15 protein-coding genes and 1 pseudogene are annotated in these 17,257 nt (G+C 70.0%); 7 read left to right on the top strand and 9 right to left on the bottom strand.

What is annotated here, in order from left to right; translation table 11 throughout:
* Window positions 1-76: 76 nt before the first annotated feature.
* The gene (locus ACIQVL_RS45510; protein ID WP_403444949.1) at window positions 77-526 is read right to left on the bottom strand and encodes a nuclear transport factor 2 family protein; all 450 of its coding nucleotides are present in this window, start codon (window positions 524-526) and stop codon (window positions 77-79) included.
* 94 nt (window positions 527-620) lie between these two features.
* Window positions 621-914 carry a winged helix-turn-helix transcriptional regulator gene (locus tag ACIQVL_RS45505; RefSeq protein ID WP_403444946.1) on the bottom strand — a complete coding sequence of 98 codons (294 nt, stop codon included), beginning with the start codon at window positions 912-914 and terminating at the stop codon, window positions 621-623.
* A gap of 489 nt (window positions 915-1,403) precedes the next feature.
* On the opposite strand from ACIQVL_RS45505, the pseudogene ACIQVL_RS45500 reads away from it, so the two are divergent.
* Window positions 1,404-2,239: pseudogene (locus ACIQVL_RS45500) on the top strand (transposase); the annotation flags it as partial.
* 421 nt (window positions 2,240-2,660) lie between these two features.
* Here the strand turns inward: ACIQVL_RS45500 and ACIQVL_RS45495 are convergent.
* Complete coding sequence (locus ACIQVL_RS45495) at window positions 2,661-3,524, bottom strand: aminoglycoside phosphotransferase family protein (protein ID WP_403478469.1); 864 nt, start codon at window positions 3,522-3,524, stop codon at window positions 2,661-2,663.
* Between the two features lie 509 nt (window positions 3,525-4,033).
* Between ACIQVL_RS45495 and ACIQVL_RS45490 the strand changes: the two genes are divergently transcribed.
* Window positions 4,034-4,369 (top strand): hypothetical protein, encoded by a 336-nt coding sequence (locus ACIQVL_RS45490; RefSeq protein WP_403478468.1) that lies wholly within the window; start codon window positions 4,034-4,036, stop codon window positions 4,367-4,369.
* Window positions 4,370-4,600: 231 nt separating this feature from the next.
* Window positions 4,601-5,665, top strand: a complete 1,065-nt coding sequence (locus ACIQVL_RS45485) for a LacI family DNA-binding transcriptional regulator (RefSeq protein ID WP_403478467.1) — start codon at window positions 4,601-4,603, stop codon at window positions 5,663-5,665.
* Here the strand turns inward: ACIQVL_RS45485 and ACIQVL_RS45480 are convergent.
* The 4 genes from ACIQVL_RS45480 to ACIQVL_RS45465 are packed head-to-tail and all read right to left on the bottom strand — an operon-like array spanning window position 5,613 to window position 10,282.
* Window positions 5,613-7,010, bottom strand: coding sequence for a glycoside hydrolase family 32 protein (locus ACIQVL_RS45480; RefSeq protein WP_403478466.1), 1,398 nt, complete (start codon window positions 7,008-7,010; stop codon window positions 5,613-5,615). The two genes, ACIQVL_RS45485 and ACIQVL_RS45480, sit on opposite strands and share 53 nt — an antisense overlap.
* Window positions 7,007-7,912 (bottom strand): carbohydrate ABC transporter permease, encoded by a 906-nt coding sequence (locus ACIQVL_RS45475; protein WP_403478465.1) that lies wholly within the window; start codon window positions 7,910-7,912, stop codon window positions 7,007-7,009. The genes ACIQVL_RS45480 and ACIQVL_RS45475 overlap by 4 nt, the downstream gene beginning before the upstream one ends.
* A gap of 13 nt (window positions 7,913-7,925) precedes the next feature.
* Window positions 7,926-8,876, bottom strand: a complete 951-nt coding sequence (locus ACIQVL_RS45470) for a carbohydrate ABC transporter permease (RefSeq protein WP_403478464.1) — start codon at window positions 8,874-8,876, stop codon at window positions 7,926-7,928.
* Window positions 8,873-10,282 carry an extracellular solute-binding protein gene (locus ACIQVL_RS45465; RefSeq protein ID WP_403478463.1) on the bottom strand — a complete coding sequence of 470 codons (1,410 nt, stop codon included), beginning with the start codon at window positions 10,280-10,282 and terminating at the stop codon, window positions 8,873-8,875. Before ACIQVL_RS45465 ends, ACIQVL_RS45470 begins: the two co-directional genes overlap by 4 nt.
* A 178-nt stretch (window positions 10,283-10,460) precedes the next feature.
* Here ACIQVL_RS45465 and ACIQVL_RS45460 point away from each other — a divergent pair, with 178 nt between their 5' ends.
* Complete coding sequence (locus ACIQVL_RS45460) at window positions 10,461-12,026, top strand: glycoside hydrolase family 32 protein (protein WP_403478462.1); 1,566 nt, start codon at window positions 10,461-10,463, stop codon at window positions 12,024-12,026.
* Between the two features lie 196 nt (window positions 12,027-12,222).
* Here the strand turns inward: ACIQVL_RS45460 and ACIQVL_RS45455 are convergent, their stop codons facing one another.
* Window positions 12,223-12,909, bottom strand: coding sequence for a TetR/AcrR family transcriptional regulator (locus tag ACIQVL_RS45455; RefSeq protein WP_403444919.1), 687 nt, complete (start codon window positions 12,907-12,909; stop codon window positions 12,223-12,225).
* Between the two features lie 98 nt (window positions 12,910-13,007).
* On the opposite strand from ACIQVL_RS45455, the gene ACIQVL_RS45450 reads away from it, so the two are divergent.
* Both ACIQVL_RS45450 and ACIQVL_RS45445 read left to right on the top strand, forming a co-directional pair.
* On the top strand, window positions 13,008-13,919 hold the full coding sequence (locus tag ACIQVL_RS45450) for an SDR family oxidoreductase (RefSeq protein WP_403444917.1): 912 nt from the start codon (window positions 13,008-13,010) through the stop codon (window positions 13,917-13,919).
* 68 nt (window positions 13,920-13,987) lie between these two features.
* Window positions 13,988-14,722 (top strand): DUF998 domain-containing protein, encoded by a 735-nt coding sequence (locus ACIQVL_RS45445; protein ID WP_403478461.1) that lies wholly within the window; start codon window positions 13,988-13,990, stop codon window positions 14,720-14,722.
* A gap of 442 nt (window positions 14,723-15,164) precedes the next feature.
* Here the strand turns inward: ACIQVL_RS45445 and ACIQVL_RS45440 are convergent, their stop codons facing one another.
* Window positions 15,165-15,848, bottom strand: a complete 684-nt coding sequence (locus ACIQVL_RS45440) for an HAD-IB family hydrolase (protein WP_403444913.1) — start codon at window positions 15,846-15,848, stop codon at window positions 15,165-15,167.
* A 522-nt stretch (window positions 15,849-16,370) separates the two neighbouring features.
* Here ACIQVL_RS45440 and ACIQVL_RS45435 point away from each other — a divergent pair.
* Window positions 16,371-17,257: IS256 family transposase (locus ACIQVL_RS45435; RefSeq protein WP_403478460.1), on the top strand; the 887-nt coding region annotated here is incomplete at its 3' end.

Here is a 17,257-nt window from a genome sequence, read left to right as displayed (position 1 = left end):
GCGACCGGGACGCGGCCTGTACGGCGCGTCCTGCCGCCCTCCCCGAACCGCCGGCGTGCACGTTCCCAGGCCTCGTTCACTCGACGCGGTTGCAGTCGAGGTCCTCGACCTCGCTGCTCCAGGTCGCCATGATGTAGGCCGTGTCCTCGTGCAGCCAGATCCGGTAGATCCTGCCGTCCTTGATCTGCAGGAAGTAGGACGTCCTGTTGCGCAGTTCCTTCCCGTCGGAGTCCGTTCCGGTGACCAGGACCTGGACGGCGACCCGGTCTCCCTCGGCGACGAGGCCGTTGTAGGGCGTCTGCCGTACAGCTCCCTCTCCCGTGCCCCAGATCCGGCGTGCCGTCTCTCCGAAAGCCAGCAGGTTCTCCTTGGACAGCGGAGGCATGGCGGCCCGCGGAAACGTCTGCGGATCGGCTTCGTAGGCCATCGCGAATTCGTCGTGGACGTACTCCTCCACCCACTGCGGGTCAGCCAGGTGATACGCCAGGAAATCAAGGACCAGTCGCTTGTTCTTCTCGGAACTCATTCGGCGCCTTCTTCCCCTCGACGGTTCTTCGGAGTTCACATCGTGCAGGGGAACGGAGACGCCCACAAAAGGCACACGGGTGTGCGAAGACCCGTCAGGGGCGGCCGTCGGTTCGCCGTGCGGCATCGAACAGAACCCGGTGCCGGCGGACCTCCTCGCGATGGTCCGCCGACCAGCCGGCCAACGCCAGCACCGACGACAGCAGGGAACGGCCGAGCGCGGTCAGGCCGTACTCCACCCGGGGCGGCACCTCGGGGTGCGAGACCCTGACGACCAGCCCGTTGCGGCACAGCTGCTTGAGCGTGAGGGTGAGCATGCGCTGCGAGACGGCGGGGACGGCGTCCGCGAGATCGGAATAGCGCTTCGGGCCCTCCGAAAGCGTGCCCATGACCAGCACGCTCCATTTGTCGCCGACGAGATCCAGAACCTCCCGGATGAAATCGGCGTCCTCGTCGCCCCCGTGCGCGCACGGCCCGGGTACCGCCTTCACACGTGTTCGGGTTCCGGTCCGTGTGCCCCGGCCGTCTCGTGCCGCCCTGTCGATCCACCCTCCGCTCACGAACATCGGTGTGCGTTTTGTGCGGCCTGTCCGTCTCCTTCATGGTGACGCAACGGCACTCCGAGGGAAGCAGATGTCAATGAACCCGGCATCCGGCACACGTACGGCCGGCATTTCGCGCTGAAGGAACTCCCGCGCCCGGACTTTCCCGCCGCCGGTGCCTGGCTGCAGTTGCATCTCGTGGAGGTCCGCACACCCCCGCCTGCGGTGCCGGGTGTGCCCCATCTGGCGGTACGCCTTTCACCCGCGGACTTCGGCCCGTTCGTCGAGATGCTGCGCGCCGACCGGGTCCCCTTCAGCAGGGAGCCCGCTGCACGGGAGGACTTCGTCGTGGCGACGGCCGCCACCCGACCGGTCAACCTCGGCCAGCCCTTCACTGGCTGGTCACTGCGCAAGCTGGTCGCCTACCTGTGCGAAGTCCACGGCCGGATCATCCGCATCGGCCGCGAGGCATTGCGCTGCCTGCTCGCCCGCCACGGCATCACCTTCCAGCGCACGAAGACCTGGAAGGAATCCCCGGACCCAGAACGCGAGACCAAACTCGACCGGATCGAGCACGTGCTGGACCGCTTCCCGGACCGAGTCTTCGCCTTCGACGTGTTCGGCCCGCTCGGTATCCGTCCCACCGCGGGCTCCGGCTGGGCCGAAGAGGGGCGTCCCGACAGGCTGCCCGCCACCTGTCACCGCACCCGCGGAGTGCGCTACTCCACGGCTGCTACTCGGTCGGCGATGACACTCCGCGCGGCGTCAATCGCCGCAGAAAGGGTGCCGCCAACACGTTGGCCGCGCTGAAGTCGATCCGTGGCGCCCGCCCGGACGGTGCACCGATCTACGTGATCCTGGACAACCTGTCCGCCCGCAAAGGCCCCGGCATCCGCCGGTGGGCGAAGAAGAACAACGTCGAACTGTGTTTCACCCCGACCTGCGCCTCGTGGGCGAACCCGGTCGAGGCGCACTTCGGACCGCTGCGGCAGTTAACCCTCGCCAACTGCAACCACCCTGTGCAGACCTGGACCCTGCACGCCTACCTGCGCTGGCGCAAAGACAATGCCCGTCACCGCGATGTCCTGGCCGCCGAACGATGTGAACGCGCCCGCATCCGCAGCGAGAAAGGCATCCGCTGGGGCGGTCGGCCTCTGTCGGCGGCGGCCTGACCCGGCTGAACGGTGAGTCATCGAGATCGCCTGACAGCGTTTGCCCGATAGCGTTCCAGCGTCCCGATGGCCACTACTGAAGTAGCCATCAGACCAAGATAAATCGGCCCGGCGGGCTCTCGCTCCCAGACACGGAATCCGGCCAACAGGAAAACGACCCCAAGTATCGCCACCTGTACCCACCTGATGGCCACGGCCTTCCTCTGGCCATGGCCATCAACATCGTCGTCTCTTGCACGCACCGCAGCTCCTCTACTTTCAGTTCGCTGACTGTACTGGCGTGCTACCCAAGTGCGCATCCGGCAGTCGACATATCACCCGGTGTTCCCCGGATCCCATCTGAAACGGCAGAAGCCATCAGCACGGCCAACCCGGTAAACCCATCCGGTCACAGCACTAGACAGACCCCGGAGACCGTCCGCTACTCCAGCACCGCACGGAAGGTGCGTTCGCCGATGCCGCGCATCAGTGGGTTGTCCGCCGAGTGCGACAGGAAGACCAGGGACAGGGCAAGCGCCCACCCGCGGGCCCGCTCCCAGGTTGCGTCGTCCGCGCGGCCATACGCCTGTCGAAGGGCAGCACGCTGCTCCGCGGTGAACAGCATCCAGGCCACGGACAGGTCGGTGGCGGGATCACCGGAGGTAATGTCACCGAAGTCGATCACGGCGCTGATTCGGCCGCGGTGGACCAGGACGTTGGCCGGGTGCAGGTCGCCATGCAGCCACATCGGTGGTCCGTCCCAAACCGGTGCAGCAGCGGCCGTCTCCCAGATCTGCAGTGCTGTGTTGCGATCGTTCAGGTCAACATGTGCCAACCCGGTCAGGACACCCTTGGCACGTCCGGCCAGCGGAATACCACGAGCTGGGTTGACGGGCGCGGCCGAAGGAGCCGGGGCGTGCAGCGCATCCAGAAAACCGCCGAGCGTCGCCGCGGCCGACCAGAGGTCGTCGGGCTCCGATCGCGCCGCGATCCGGCCGGGGAAAAACGGTACGACGCTCCACGACCACGGATACTGAGCCGTCGGCTGCCCGACACGCACCGGCGCCGGCACAGGCAACGGCAGACGGCCGGCCAACTCCGGCAACCACCGCTGCTCGTGCGCGACGAGACTGGCGGCCACGGCACGCCGCGGCAACCGGACGAGGAACTCCTCGCCAAGCCGACACACAAGGTTGTCCCAGCCGTTGGCCAGCACCTCGACCGGCAGGCCCGTCAGGTCGGGGTGCTGTTCGCCGAGTAGACGGCGCACCAAGTCGACAGAGACTGACACCTCCGCGGCAGGCATCCGGTGAACTGTCACAGCGAGAACTCTACGGCGGCGGCCCGGCGCGCTCAGAGGCCAAAGCGGGAAATGACCGGCCATCCGACGTCATGACCGGCTCAGAAACAGGTACTGAGCCTGCTCTTCATGGTCCGAGTCGCCCTGAGAGCGCGTGACGCGACTCGATCAGCGGCTGGGTAGGGTTGTTGCCATGGCCAAGGGGATGGGGCGGCGGCCCGAGGCGGACCTGGACAGAGGCGTCGAGGACGTGACGCTGTTCATCCTGGAGTGGCTTGGCGAGCAGGGGGCGGTGCCATGATCCGGGTCGACGCGGAGCGTATGCGTGACGGCCGGCCGGCGTGGACGTTCGCCGCTTCCGGTGGGCCGCTGGACGGTGGGATGAGGGCCGACGGGGCCTCGGTCGCCGAGTGCATGGGCGGCGCGCTGCTTCGATTGCGCGAGGCTGGGCTGGCCGTACCGCTCTGAGGTCGTGTTCCGCCTCTGAGCTGATCGCGGTCGGTGATGCTTTCGGGTTGTCTGGTGGTCCTGCCCACGTCGATGACGGGGAGTTCATCGCCGACCGGGAAGAGATCCACGAAGTCAAGATCGTCACCGTCGGCAGACCGTGCTTCTTGCATGTCCGCCAGGCGGTGCGCATCCGCCGCCAGCGCCGCCGCATCGGCGAGAAGGGGCGGCAGGCCGAGGCCGCCCACGCTGTCACCGGTCCGCGCGCCGAGCAGGCAGCCGCGAAGAAGATCGCGGTCAGGGCCCGCGCGCACCGGGGCATCGAGAACACCGCCCGCCGGACCGAGGACGCCACCTTCGGCGAGGGCGCCAGTCCGGTCCGCCGCCACAGCCGGTCGTCGTGAGCGGCTTGCGCGGTCCGGCCCGCGCCGCCGTCCACCGGGCCGGGGCGGCAGCCTCGCCGGTGGACGACATGCTTGCGCCCGGTCCGAAACGGTCCCCGCCCCCGGCAATCCGGTGATCGCATCGGACGCCCACGCCGCGGCGCCTGAGGATCTCCCGTGTGCCGTGGCGCTCCCCGCGGATAGGCTGGACGGTGATCGACAGGGACGGGCTGGGCGAGGGTGGCGGACGGCGTGGGCGGTGCCGAGGAGAGCAGCAGCAGGGGCACCGGGCGCCCCACGTCCCGGGACGTCGCCCGGCTCGCCGGTGTGTCGCACACCGCGGTGTCCTTCGTGTTCAACGGCCGGGCCGAGGGCAATCTCTCGCCCGCCACCCAGGAGCGCATCCGGCAGGCCGCGGCCCGGCTGGGCTACCGCCCCGACCCGGTGGCCCGCGGTCTGCGCCGTCGCCGTACGGCCGTGATCGGGCTGGTCACCGACGAGATCGCGTCCTCACCGTTCGCCGGCCGGCTGCTGCGCGGCGCCATGGAGACGGCCTGGAGCAGCGACCATCTCGTCCTCACCGTCGACTCCGGCGGCGACCCGGCGAAGGAGGACGCGGCCGTCGCCGAACTCCTCGACCGGCGCGTGGACGGCATCATCTACGCGGCCATGTCGCTGCGCCGGGTCCGGGTCCCCGAGGGACTGCACCGCACCCACTCCGTGCTGGCCAACTGCCTGCCCGAGGACGGCTCCCTGCCCGCCGTGGTGCCTGCCGAGCGTGCCGGTGGCCGTACCGCTGCCCGCCTGCTGCTCGACGCGGGCCACCGCCGGCTCGCCGTGATCGGCGGCCTGGACGACATCGCCTCGGCCGAACGTACCCGCGGTTTCCGGGACGCGCTGCGCGCCGAGGGCGTCACCGTGCCCGAGAAGTGGATCGTGCGCGGCGGCGGGGAGATCTCCGCGGGATACGCAGGGGCGCTGCACCTGCTCGACGGGGCCGAGCCGGACCGGCGCCCGACCGGCGTCCTGTGCTACAACGACCGGGTCGCGGCGGGTGTCCTGCATGCCGCGAGCCGGCTCGGGATCGACGTCCCAGTCGAGCTGTCGGTGGTCGGTTACGACGACCAGGAACACATGGCCGCGTTCCTCACCCCGCCCCTCACCTCGGTCGCGCTGCCGCACCGGGCGATGGGCGAGGCGGCGGCCCGGCTGCTCCTGGACGCCATTGACACCGGCCGGACGCCGCCCGCGACCGTCCGGCGCCTCACCTGCCCCGTGGTCGGCCGAGCCTCTGTGGGTCCGGCGCCCACCCGGTGACCCGGGCACCCGGCCCGTCGACCACCAGCTCCGCGATGTCGCCGGGGCGCCGGTAGACGCGCTCGGTGGCCGTCGCCCGTTCCGCGACGAAGAGTTCGAGGAGCGAGCCGTCGACGAGCAGCCGGAGCGCGAGTTCCGGCGCCTTCGGCACGTGCACGGTGATCGGGGCGGAGCCCTCCCTGCCGGTGCGGGGCCAGGCACCGCGGTCGAGGAGGACGGTTCCGCCGGCAGGGTCCGCCCGGAGGGTCAGCTCCCGGCCCGACGCGTCCCGGAGCAGGCTCACCGTGGTCGGTCCGTATGCGGTGATCGTCAGGTCGTACGTCTCCGGGAGCGGAACCCGGTCCGGCGCGGTGACGAACGGCTCGGCCGGGCGCAGCAGGTCGAGCTCCGGAGCCGGGCGGACGCGCAGCGAACCGTCGGGATGCACACCGACGACCCGTGGCGCGGTGAGCACGCCCGCCCACCCGGCCCGGTGCACCTCCTCCTGCGGGCGGGCCTCCCACGACCAGCCCCACAGCAGTGCGCGGTGCGGCTCCTGGAGCACGGCGGGGGCGTAGAAGTCCCGCCCCTGGTCGAGCCGACCGCCGACCCGCGTCAGGAGCCTCAACCCGCCCTCGGCAGACGCTTCCAGACGGCCGGTCAGGTATCCGGTCGAGCAAGGGTCTCCGTCCCACAGAGACAAGAGGAGTACGTGGTCGCCGCCCGGTGTCCCGTACAGCTGCGGGCACTCCCAGCCCACCGCCTTGTCGCCGAACACGTCCGCGGCCACCGGGTCCCTGCCGTCCAGCAGCACACCGGCGAACCGCCAGTCGGTCAGGTCGTCGCAGTCGTACAGCAGGACCGACGGCGTGCCGTCGGCGTGCCCGGCCCCGACGAGGGCCCAGCGCCGGTCCGCGTGGCGGAAGACGAAGGGGTCGCGGAACATCACGACGTCCAGCCCCGGCGGCGGCCCTGCCACCACCGGCGTCGGCAGCGGTGTCCACCCGGTCAGCCGTTCGTCGTCCGGGTCCGCCGCCCGTGCCAGGCAGATGGTGCCGAGACCGGTGTGGTCGCGGTCGATTCCCGTGTACACGGCGGTCGGTGTGCCGGCGTCGTCGACCACGCAGCCCGACCAGCAGCCGGCCGCGTCCGGGCCGCCGGGCGCCGGCGTGAGGGCGACCGGGTGGTGGTCCCAGTGGACGAGGTCACGGCTGGAGGCGTGACCCCAGTGGATGTCGGCGTGGACCGGGGCGTTCGGGTTGTACTGGAAGAAGAGGTGGTGGCGACCGCGCCAACGGAACGGGCCGTTGGGGTCGTTGATCCAGCCGGCGGGCGGACGGACCCGGAAACGGGGGGTGTGGCTCAACGGTTGACTCCTGCCGAGGTGATGCCCTCGCGCAGCGGGCGCTGGCCCACGACGAACACGGCGAGGGCGGGGAGCATCGACAGCACGACCCCGGCCAGGACCACCGAGATCGACCCGGTGCCGAGGTTGCCCTGGAGCGAGACCAGGCCCAGCGGAAGCGTGTAGTTCTGGCTGGAGGTCTCCAGGATCAGCGGGCGGAAGAACTCGTTCCAGTGGTAGTTGAAGGCCAGCACGCCGACGATCGCCAGGCCGGGTGCGGCCAGCGGCGCGTACACCGAGCGGAAGATCCGCCAGGGCCCAGCGCCGTCCAGCATGGCCGCCTCGCCCAGGTCCTTCGGCATGCCGAGGAAGTACTGGCGCATCAGGAAGGTGCCGAAGGCGGTCGGGAAGGCCGGGATGATCAGGCCGAGGAGCGTGTCGGTGAGGCCCATCGACTTCAGCACCAGGAACACGGGCACGATGGTGACCTGCAACGGCACCATCATGGTCGCCAGGACCAGGCCGAACAGGGGTTTCTTGAAGCGGAACTCCAGGCGCGCGAAGGCGTATCCGGCCAGCCCCGCCGTGATCATCTGGCCGATGGCGATCAGCGCCGTCACCAGCGTGGAGTTCAGGGCTTGCAGCCACACGTCGATCTGCTGGAAGACCCCGTGGTAGGCCGCGGTCGTCGGGTGCGTCGGGATGATCCGCGGGGGCAGGTCGAAGGACTGGGCCGGGGTGCGCAGGGAGGTGGAGACGGTCCAGATGACCGGGCCCAGCGTCACCAGGGCGCACAAGGTCAGTCCGGCGATCCGGGCCCAGGGGGCGAGTGAGTGACGTAGGCGTACGCGGCTCACCGGCGGGGTTGCTCGGCTCGTAGGGCTGGTGGGGCTGGTGGGGATTGCGGGGCTCGTGGCGCTCATGAGGCTCACCGGCTCACTGGTAGTGGACGAAACGCCGGCTGAGCCGGAACTGGACGGCGGTGACCGCCATGATCAGCGCGAAGAGCAGCACGCCCACCGCGGATGCCTCACCGAAGTCGAGCTGCTCGAAGGCCCGCTCGTAGATCACCATGACCACGGTGCGGGTGGAGTCGCCGGGGCCGCCGTCGGTGAGGACGTACGGCTGCTCGAAGACCTGCAGGGCGTTGATGATGCCGACCACCGACGCGACGAGCAACGTCGGCGACAGCAGCGGCAGCGTGATGCCGAGGTGCTTGCGCAGACCGGTCGCGCCGTCCAGGGCGGCGGCCTCGTGGATCTCCTTGGGGATGTTGTTCAGACCGCCGACGAACAGCAGGAACGAGAAGCCGAACTGCTGCCAGACGTAGACCAGGATCACCGTGGCCATGGCCGCGTGCTCCGAGGTCAGCCAGGGCACGGGCGCGATGCCGACCAGGCCGATCAGGCAGTTCACCACCCCGAAGTCCTGGTTGAACAGGTACTTCATCACCACCGAGATCGACGCGGCGGACAGCACCAGCGGAAAGAAGAACGCCGAACGGAACACCGACCGCAGCCACCCCGGCATCCGCCCGTTCAGTGTGATCGCCAGCGCCAGCGCGATCACCAGTTGCAGCGCGACCGCGACGACCATGAAGAGGAGCGTGTTGCGGAAGGAGACCAGGACGGTCGAATCCGCGAACATCGTGCGGTAGTTGGCGCCGCCGGCGAAGCGGGGCGGGTCGATCACGTTCCAGTGGAACAGGCTCAGCACGATCGACCCGATGATCGGGACGACCGTGAAGACGACGATGCCGACGACCGTGGGCGCCAGGAACAGCGCGGCCAGCAGCCGGGCGCCGCGGTCGCGGACGGATGGCCGGGCGGGGGCGGCGGGTGGCGGGGCGGGCCGTGAACTCACTTCCCGCGCCTGGGTGTTCGTCATATCTCACGCTCCATGGCCTGCTCCAGGTCGCCCTGCATCCGGCGCAGCGCGGGACCCACCGAGCGCGGTGCGGCCAGTGCGGTGCCGGTGTACTTGAGGAGGACGTCGGTCACCTCGGCGACCTGCGGCGGCGCGGGGATCGGGCCGGTGTCGGGGAACCGGTCGAGGGTGTCGTAGAAGACCTGCCAGTGCGCCGGGCCGCTCTCGGCGTAGCGGGCGGCGGTCAGCATCGAACGGCGGGCCGGGGTGGTCTGGTTGCCCTGGAACAGCCGGGTCATGGTGTCCTTGCGGGCGGTGTACTTGATGAACTCCCAGGCGGCTTCCTGCTTCTTCGAGGTGCGCAGCAGCGCGTAGCCGGCCGCGCCAAACTGGTGGCGCTGGGTACGCCAACGCGGGAAGTACTGCACGTCGTAGTCGGCGGCCCGCATGCCGGCCAGCTGCAGGCCGCCCGCCCAGAAGCCGCCCGCCGGGGTGACGCCGACGCGGCCGGTGGAGAACACGCCGACCAGGTTGCTGCCGTTGCCACCCTCGGGGCGGGTGCACAGGTTCTCCTGGACGAGGGTGGCGAGATAGTCGTACGCCTCCTCGACCCGGCCGTCGGTGGCCTGCGGGGTCGTCCAGCGGAAGCCCCCGCCGCGCCCCTGCCGGTCGGCGGCCGGGTAGAAGGCGTCCCACAGCCAGGAGCCGCCGGGCGCCTTGGACTCCTTCAGCAGGTTCGTGCCGTTCGCGAAGAGCCAGGGCACCACGCCGCCCCACAGCCGGTTGGTCCAGAAGTACGGCGTGAAGTGCGTGTCGCTCGCCCGCTTCATCTCCCGCAGCAGCGCGGTGAAGTCGTCGCGGCTCCAGTCGGCCGCCGGGAAACCCGCGCCCGCCCGCTTCAGCACCTGGTTGTTGAGGTACATGTCGGCGGCGTTGAACTCCATGGGGAGTTGGTAGAGGTTCCCCTCGTACATCATCGACTCGACCAGCGAGGGGTGGACGTCGGCGAAGTACTCGCGCAGCTCGGCCGCGTCCCGGCGTACCCAGTGGTCCAACGGCACGCCGAGCTGCCGGGCGAACAACTGGACGCCCTCGGTGGCCACATAGACCAGGTCGGGCGCGGTGCCCGCGGCGATCTGGGTGAGGATCTTCGCGAAGAAGTCCGACCAGTCGACGGCCTGCACCGCGTTCACCCGCAGCGGGATGTCGGGGTGGAGCCGGCGGAAGCCCTTGGCGAGGGCGTCGACGGTGGCCGGGTCGAAGGCGGAGCCCAGGGTGGCGACGACGAGGGAGCCGTCGTCGCGGCCGGGGATGTCGGCGCCGGTGAGCCGGTCCCAGCTCGCGGCGGTACCGGCCAGGGCGGCTGCCCCCGCCCCGTACGCGCCGTACCGCAGCAGCGTGCGGCGGGGGATGTGCGAGTCAGTCATCAAACGGGCCTAACTCGTGTTAGTTCAGGGGTGATGTCCCAGATGATGGGAACCGGGCCGGGGGCCTGTCAAGGGTCGGGAACGCTTGACCTTTAACGAGTTAGGTCTACAGTCCTCGTTCACACGAGCCGCAGTTTCACGCCATGTGCGTGGTGCTTCATGAAAGGGGCGATGCGTCATGCCCGGAACCTCGGGGATCTCCCGGAGGGCGTTGTTCGCGGGGTCGGCCGCGGGTGGAGCCGCCGCGCTGCTGCCGACGGGAACGGCCGCGGCCGCACCGAAGGCCAAAGCCAAGGCCACTACAGGCTGCGCGAGTTACCGCGCCGCCTACCACTTCACGGTCCCCGACCAGTGGAAGAACGACCCGCAGCGGCCCGTCTGGATCGACGGCGAGTACCGCTACTACTACCTCTACAACGCCGACTACTTCGACGGCGTCGTCGGCACCGCGTGGCGCCTGGCCACCACCGAGGACCTGGTCTCCTTCACCGACCGCGGAGTCGCCGTACCCAAGGACACCACGGTGAACGGTGACCTCTGGTCGGGCTCGGCGGTGGTCGACACCGGCAACACGGCCGGGTTCGGCGCGGGCGCGGTCGTCGTCATCGTCACCATGTCCCCCGGCGGCGGCACCGACCACCAGGAGCAGTTCCTGTACTACTCGACCGACGGCGGTCTCACCTTCAGCAACTACGGGACCGACCCCGTCCTGCCCAACCCGGGCGTCGCCGACTTCCGCGACCCCAAGGTGATCCGTGACGAGGACCGGGGCCGCTGGGTGATGGCCCTCGCCGAGAACGACAAGATCGGCTTCTACCACTCCGGCGACCTCAAGTCCTGGACGTACGCCGACGGTTTCGTCCACGACGGCATCGGCGTCCTGGAGTGCCCCGACCTGTTCCACATCACGGCCGATGACGGCACCGTCAAGTGGGTGCTCGGCGTGAGCGCCAACGGGAAGAGCGCGGGGCTGCCCAACACGTACGCCTACTGGACGGGTTCCTTCGACGGCAGCGCGTTCACCGCTGACGCGAGCGACCCGCAGTGGCTCGACCACGGCTGGGACTGGTACGCGGCCGTCACCTTCGAGAAGCGCGACACGAGCGGCGCGGTCGACGCGGCCGCCCGGTACGCGATCGGCTGGGTCAACGACTGGGACTACGCCAACACCACCCCGACCATCGACTGCGACGGCTTCAACGGCACCGACTCCATCGTCCGCGAGGTCACCCTGAAGCGGGCGTCCGACGGCACCTACCACCTCGCCTCCCAGCCCGTCGCCGGCCTCGACGCGCACGTCTCCCGTACCGTGAACCTGGGCGACGTGACCGTGGACGGCACGACGGTGCTCGACTACACCGGCATCTCCTACGAGGTGACGACCGAGATCACCTGGTCCGAACTGACCGGCGCCGGACTTCAGTTGAGGCGCTCACCGGACGGCGGCCGACACGTCGACGCCGGGATCTACGCCGACTACGCCTTCCTCAACCGGCGCAACACGGTGAACGCCGACACGTCCGGCAGGTGGCAGGAGAGCCACACCCCGTTCGACCCGTCCGCCGGCACGGTGAAGCTGCGCATCCTGGTGGACCGCACCTCGGTGGAGATGTTCGTCGACGACGGCCGCTACGTGCACACCAGCCAGGTGTTCCCGTACCTGCTGGACACCCGGCTCGCCCTGTTCACCATCGGTGGCAGCGCGGTGTTCCGCAACACGGTGGTACGCGAGTTCTCGGTGTGACGCCGGCCGGGGGGCGGGGGGCGCGGGTGCACACCATGCCATGCGCTCAGCCTCGATCGCGACCACCGGAACCGGCCGCAAGTGTCCGACACCGCCGTGGAGTCGGAGGTCCTGACTCCCCGCAACGGGAGCCGGGCCGTGACCGTGCTGACAGCCGCTCGGCAACTCGTTCCGGGATGTCGTCCGTGGGTGGCGCTCAGGTGATCGGGGCGATCTTTGCCGTCTCCTGGCGGGCGAGGAGGCCGGAGGCGGTTACCGCTGCGGTGCGGCGCACCAGGTCGATGAAGTCGATGCGCATGCCGGCCAGCGCCGGGTCGGAGGCGTAGGCGCTCTGCACCGCCTCCGAGGGGCGGCTGCAGGGCCAGGCCGTCATCGCCATCAGCAAGGTGGTCTCCACCAGGGCCACCGAGCCGTCCACACCGAGTTCGGGAAGGTGCCGCGCCACCAGCAGGACCAGCGTCTGGACCGACTGGCGTGCGGCGAGCTTGTGGCCGATGGCGACCTCCGCGGAGATGTTGTGCTCCAGCACCGTGGCCTGCGCGCTGAGCAGGTCACACAGCACCGGCCGCTCAGCCATCGAGACGGCCAGCAGCTCGGCGAGGCGGTCCCCGCGCTCACGCGGCGTGCCTTCGCCGGGCGGCTCGGTGTGCTCCAGTGCGCGGATCCAGTCCTTCACTTCGGCGTCCAGCAGGACGAGCAGGACGGCCTCCCGCGACTCGAAGTAGCGCAGCACATTCGCCTTGGCCAGTCCGACGCGGCGGCTCAGCTCGTTCAGGCTCAGCTGGGCGACCGGCATCTCGGTGAGCATCCCGGCGGCGGCCTCGAGGATCTGCCGGCGCCGCTGGGCGCGCTGCTCGTCGGTACGTGCTCGCTGGAAGGCCATGGGCACATGTTACAGACCGTCGGTACTTTGCTAAGTGACCGGTGGTACGTTACCGTGGAACGGAGACAAGATACCGGCAGTACGTAATGGAGTCAGGCATGTACCAGGTCCCCGACCAGCACGGAAAGCTCGCCGTCGTCACCGGCGCGAACAGCGGCACCGGCAAGGCCGCCGCCACCGCCCTCGCCGCCGCAGGCGCCACGGTGATCCTCGCCGTACGCACCCCGGCCAAGGGTGAGCAGGCCCAGCGCGACATCCTCGCCGCCCACCCCGGCGCCCGGACCGAGGTACGGCACCTCGACCTGGCCGACCTGGACTCCGTGCGCGCCTTCGCCGACGGACTGCTCGCCGACGGCAGGCCGCTGGACCTGCTGCTGAACAACGCCGGCGTGATGATGCCCCCGGTGCGCCACCAGACCAAGGACGGCTTCGAGCTGCAGTTCGGCAGCAACTTCCTGGGCCCCTTCGCCCTGACCGTGCGCCTGCTCCCGCTGCTGCTCAAGGCCCCCGCGCCGCGCGTGGCGACGATGAGCAGCGGCCAGGCCGCCCGCGGCACCATCGACTTCGACGACCCGAACGCGACCAGCGACTACCGGCCGATCCCGGCCTACGCGCAGTCCAAGCTCGCCGACCTGCTGATGAGCCAGCACCTGGCCGACCTGGCGGTGCGGAACGCGTGGCCGCTGCTGTCCGTCGGCGCGCACCCGGGCAGCGCCCGCACCAACATCGCCGCGAGCGGCCCGACCATGGGCGGCCGCCCGCCGCTGCTCCTGCAGATCCTCGGCCGCATCGTGCCCTCCCAGGACGCCACCGGCGGAGCCCAGCCGCTGCTGCGCGCCGCCACCGACCCGGACGCGCAGCAGGCCGCCTACTACGGGCCCCGCTGGTCCATGGTGGGCGAGCCCGTCGTGGCGAAACTGCCGCGTACGGCGGCCGACAAGCAGGTCGCGGCCCGGCTGTGGACGGAGGCCGAGAAGCTCACCGGGGTCTGCGTGCCCGCCGGCCTCTGAACCTCACCCGCCTCGGCCCACCGCACCCGTACCCGTCAGCCCACGGCCCCCCTCGACAGGACGCAGTCATGCCCGTTCGGATCGGCGCGGATCGCGCGAGAGCTCTCACCGGGAGCCTCCTGCTCATACTCAACCCGCTCCTGTACGTCACTGCCGAAGGGGTGAGCGCGGCAGCCTGGCACCGGCCCGCCTACCGCTACGGCTTCAACGCGATCAGTGACCTCGGCGTGCCCAGCTGCGGCGACCTCGCCGGACACCGGGTCTGCTCGCCGCTGCACGCCGTCATGAACACCGCCTTCATCACCCACGGGGCCCTGTTCGCCCTCGCCGTGTTCCTCCTGGCCCCACTGCTGCCGCAGCGGCCGGGCCGCCGGGTGCTCGTCCTCGGCATCGTCACCGGCCTCGGCCTCCTGCTGGTCGGCACCTTCCCCGGCTCTCCCGAGGCGGTCGCCGACGGCACCATCGCCCTGCACACCGCCGGTGCCGCACTCGCGATCTTCGGAGGCAACCTCACCGCGATCACCGCGGGCGCCGGCCTGCGCCGCCGGGCACACCGGCGCCTGGGCACCGCGCTCGTCGCCCTGGGCACCGCCGGGACGGTCAGCGTGGTGGTCATGTTCGCCTGGGCGGCAATCGTCGTCTCCTCGGGCATCATCACGGGTGTCGCGGTCGCCGAACGCACCTCGGTCTACACGATCATGGCCGCCGAACTCCTCATCGGCATCGCCGTGTTCACCGCGAGCCGCCACCGGGCCCACCGCAGAGCCGGCAGCCGACTCGCGGAAGGGAGCAGTACCGCATGAAGGCCGTGGTCTTCGGCGGGAGCGGCCTCATCGGCGACGGCTTCCTCCACGAGAGCCTGCGGGCCCCCGACGTCACCGAGGTCGTCACCGTCGGGCGGACGCCGTCGAACCTGACGCACCCTAAACTGCGCCAGGTCGAGCACGCAGACTTCCTCGACTTCACCGCGATCACCGACGAGCTGCGCGGAGCCGACGCCTGCTTCTGGGGCCTCGGAGTCTCCTCCGCCGGTCTGAGCCCGCAGGACTACGAACGCATCACCTACGAGTTCACCGTGGCCGCGGCGCGCACGCTCGCCGAAGTCAACCCGGCCCTGACGTTCGTCTACGTCTCCGGCGGCGGCACCGACAGCACCGAGAAGGGCCGCAGCCGCTGGGCGAGGGTCAAGGGCCGCACCGAGAACACGGTCATCGCCACCTTCCCCAACGGCTACGCAATGCACTGTCAGTGGGTTGGTAGCTGTGGGGCGGCGGGGAGTGCGGTGGTGAGTTGTGTGTCGGTGCCGATGACGACGGGGTGGCCGACTTCGGTGAGCATGGGGAGGTCGGTGATGTGGTCTGCGTAGGCGTAGCAGTGGGCGGGGTCGATGCGGGGGTTGTTGTGCAGGAGGGTGCGTATGGCGGTGCGCTTGTGTGTTCCGATCATGGGTGTGCCGGTGATGTTTCCGGTGAGTGTGTTGTTGTGCTGTTCGGGTCGGGTGCAGAGGATGTGGGTGGCGTTGATGTCCTGTGCGATGGGCGTGAGGACGGCGGGGAAGGCTCCGGAGACGAGGACGATGGCGGCGCCTTGTGCGTGGTGGTGTGCGAGCGCTGCTCGGGTGTGGGGCAGGTAGAAGCCGTTGTCTGCTGAGCGTTCGCGGTGCCACTGCCGGCCGGCGCGGGTGACCTCGGGGGCGGGTTGCCCGGTCCATGCGCGGTAGTAGGTGAGGCTGGCCGTTTCGCGGGGGATGCCTGCGGCGGCCTGGGCGGCGAGGTCTTCCTGGACCGCGGCGGCTTTGCGGGCTCCTTCGGGGCCGTGGTGGCGGGTGAAGTAGAAGGAGAGGAAGTCGAGCATGCTCTTGAGGCTGATGAGTGTCTCGTCGACGTCGCTGAAGACGTAGTAGCGCGGTGAGGTGTCCACTCGGTCCACGGAGTCCTTCGGCAGTGTTGGTCGTGAGAGGTGCTGTCCGGCCGGGGAGGTGCTGTGGGGTGGGCGCGTGTTCGGCGGTGGGGGTGGGTTCTTGGCGGTGTCGGTTCTGCTGGGCTGGGTGGCTGGAGGTTGGGGTCTTGAGGGTAGGGGGTTTCACCGCCGAACCTGCGGGTGCTCGGAGTGCTGTGTGGTGGGTGGTGTGGTCTGCTGCAGGATTGAGACCTTCACGGAGCCCGTCAGGCCACCCCGTCCCGTCCAGCCACAGGCTGGCGCCACGGTCACCCTCCTGTCCGACTGGAACCTCTCCCACCTCCCGCCCGACACCGGGCCGCTGCCATCGGTTGCCCACTACGACCAGCTCCTGAAACGGCGCGGCCGCACGGCCGGCGTGGAAGAGGAGCAATGCTCAGGACCTGAGGATCGGTTCCAGGAGGGCACGTGGAAGGCGTACCTTCCCGAATGATCCTGTGATGGTCACCGAGTGGGCCCGCGTTCGCAGCGCGGGTCGGGAAGGCACGCCCCGTGCTCAGCGTAGTCACCGACGACGGTTCCACCCAGTCCGGCTCCTTGATCGACGAAATCGTGCGTGAGGGCGCCCGTCGCATGCTGGCCGCCGCTTTGGAGGCGGAAGTCAACCAGTACATAGCCGAGTTGGCGGCGGAGACCGACGATCACGGGCGGCGGCTGGTGGTCCGCAACGGCCACCGTCTGCCCCGGACCGTGGTCACCGCGGCCGGGCCGGTCGAGGTCCGGGCCCCGCGCGTGGACGACCGCTGTGTCGACGAGGCCACCGGCGAGCGCAAGCGGTTCTCTTCGAAGATTCTGCCGCCGTGGTGCCGCAAGTCCCCGAAGGTCTCCGAGGTGCTTCCCCTTCTCTACCTGCACGGATTGTCCTCCGGGGACTTCGTGCCCGCGCTGGAGCAGTTCCTCGGTTCCGCGGCCGGCCTGTCACCGGCCACGGTGACCCGGCTGACCAGGCAGTGGCAGGACGACCACGCCGCCTTCCAGGACCGCGACCTGTCCCAGACCGACTACGTCTACGTGTGGGCCGACGGCGTGCACCCCAAGGTCCGGCTCGGACAGGCTCACTCCTGTGTCCTGGTCTTGCTCGGCGTCCGCCTGGACGGCACCAAGGAGCTGATCGCCCTGGCCGAGGGCCTGCGCGAGTCCACCGAGTCGTGGGCAGACCTGCTGCGCGACTGCCGCCGACGCGGCATGCGCGACCCCGAACTGGTCGTCGGCGACGGCGCGATGGGACTGTGGAGCGCAGTGGCCGAGGTGTTCCCCGCCGCCCGCCACCAGCGCTGCTGGGTCCACAGAAGCCGTAAAGAATCAACTTGTCGGTGTGTTGGTTTGCTCGTCCGTGGCGGCGAGGAGATCGGGGGCGGTGCGGTAGCGGGTGGCAGCCG

The organism is Streptomyces sp. NPDC090499 (assembly GCF_044769305.1).
GTDB lineage: Bacteria > Actinomycetota > Actinomycetes > Streptomycetales > Streptomycetaceae > Streptomyces.
Note: the sequence above shows the minus strand (reverse complement) of the source record. Positions and strands in the feature narration are given on the sequence as shown.

Coding starts and splice junctions, on each gene's coding strand:
- ACIQVL_RS45510 (WP_403444949.1), bottom strand. CDS start 526: ATGAGTTCCGAGAAGAACAAGCGACTGGTCCTTGATTTCCTGGCGTAT.
- ACIQVL_RS45505 (WP_403444946.1), bottom strand. CDS start 914: ATGGGCACGCTTTCGGAGGGCCCGAAGCGCTATTCCGATCTCGCGGAC.
- ACIQVL_RS45495 (WP_403478469.1), bottom strand. CDS start 3,524: ATGCCTGCCGCGGAGGTGTCAGTCTCTGTCGACTTGGTGCGCCGTCTA.
- ACIQVL_RS45475 (WP_403478465.1), bottom strand. CDS start 7,912: ATGAGCGCCACGAGCCCCGCAATCCCCACCAGCCCCACCAGCCCTACG.
- ACIQVL_RS45470 (WP_403478464.1), bottom strand. CDS start 8,876: ATGACGAACACCCAGGCGCGGGAAGTGAGTTCACGGCCCGCCCCGCCA.
- ACIQVL_RS45465 (WP_403478463.1), bottom strand. CDS start 10,282: ATGACTGACTCGCACATCCCCCGCCGCACGCTGCTGCGGTACGGCGCG.
- ACIQVL_RS45460 (WP_403478462.1), top strand. CDS start 10,461: ATGCCCGGAACCTCGGGGATCTCCCGGAGGGCGTTGTTCGCGGGGTCG.
- ACIQVL_RS45455 (WP_403444919.1), bottom strand. CDS start 12,909: ATGGCCTTCCAGCGAGCACGTACCGACGAGCAGCGCGCCCAGCGGCGC.
- ACIQVL_RS45450 (WP_403444917.1), top strand. CDS start 13,008: ATGTACCAGGTCCCCGACCAGCACGGAAAGCTCGCCGTCGTCACCGGC.
- ACIQVL_RS45445 (WP_403478461.1), top strand. CDS start 13,988: ATGCCCGTTCGGATCGGCGCGGATCGCGCGAGAGCTCTCACCGGGAGC.